The organism is Streptomyces longwoodensis, assembly GCF_001514125.1.
GTDB classification, from domain to species: Bacteria; Actinomycetota; Actinomycetes; order Streptomycetales; family Streptomycetaceae; genus Streptomyces; species Streptomyces longwoodensis.
Genome location: NZ_KQ948556.1, coordinates 272,784 through 273,771, shown reverse-complemented (window position 1 = coordinate 273,771; position 988 = coordinate 272,784). Strand labels below are relative to the sequence as shown.

Sequence of the window (988 nt, the reverse complement as noted above, 5' to 3'; positions counted from 1 at the left end):
CCAGGCATGCAGAGGAATTATTCCTCTAACGGGTGGCACTGTCGTCGCCCAGGGCTCGGAAGTCCTTCATCACTTGCAGCAGCAGTTCCCGCACGTCGGACCCGAAGGTCGCAGCCTCCTCGAAGCGGCTGAAGGTGCCCTCGTACGCAGTGACGTCGGAGGAGTCGGCCAACACCCGCTCACCACGGAAGGTCTCGACGACCACCGCCTCCCGGTCGCACAGACTGAACCCGTGACGAGGCATGACGGGAACGGCCCGACGCCAAGGGATGACCCCGAGGCGGACTGTGCTCAGGCTCTCGACGGCCAACAGCCGGTCAAGTTGGGCGAGCATGAGCGAGGGACTCCCCGGCCAAGTGCGAAGGACCCCCTCCGTCAGCACGAACACCCACTCACGCCCTGGCTCATACAACAGGCTCTGCCGCTCGATACGGGCGGCGACGGCCCGACCGACCCCTTCCGGCGTGGCATCCGGTGCACTGTCGAAGACATGCCGGGCGTACTCAGCGCTCTGAAGCACGGCCGGCAGGACGACGCACTGAAAGGAGCGGACGAGCTGGGCGGACCGCACCGCTTCGTCGAGCGCGCCGCCAAGTGCCGTTTCGGCGCCAGTGGCTTGGGTTGCGTGTTGCGCGGCTTCCACAGCACTCAGGAGGTCACGCACCTCCCGAGTGGTCGTCTCATCGAGACCGAGGGCGCGGGACAGACGACCCAAGACGTCAACACTGGGGACCATCCGGCCCGTCTCCACCTTCGATACTGTCGGCTGGCCAACTCCCGCCAGCTGCGCCAGCGTGGCACCAGTTAGACCAGCTTCGGTACGAAGCCCGCGAAGACGCGTCCCGAGCGCCTTCATTCGATCCTGTCGCTCACTCCCCATGACCAGGTTCTACACCACGAGGCAGCAGAGCCCAGGCCCCCGAGGCGCGAGGACCATCCGATCCAGACGCCTCACCTTGATCAGCTGTTACAGGTTTCCCTACCTCAT

1 protein-coding gene is annotated in these 988 nt (G+C 65.6%); it reads right to left on the bottom strand.

What is annotated here, in order from left to right; translation table 11 throughout:
• Window positions 1–25: 25 nt before the first annotated feature.
• Window positions 26–856: a helix-turn-helix domain-containing protein gene (locus AQJ30_RS22690; RefSeq protein ID WP_245727022.1), complete on the bottom strand. Its 831-nt coding sequence runs from the start codon at window positions 854–856 to the stop codon at window positions 26–28.
• Window positions 857–988: the final 132 nt, after the last annotated feature.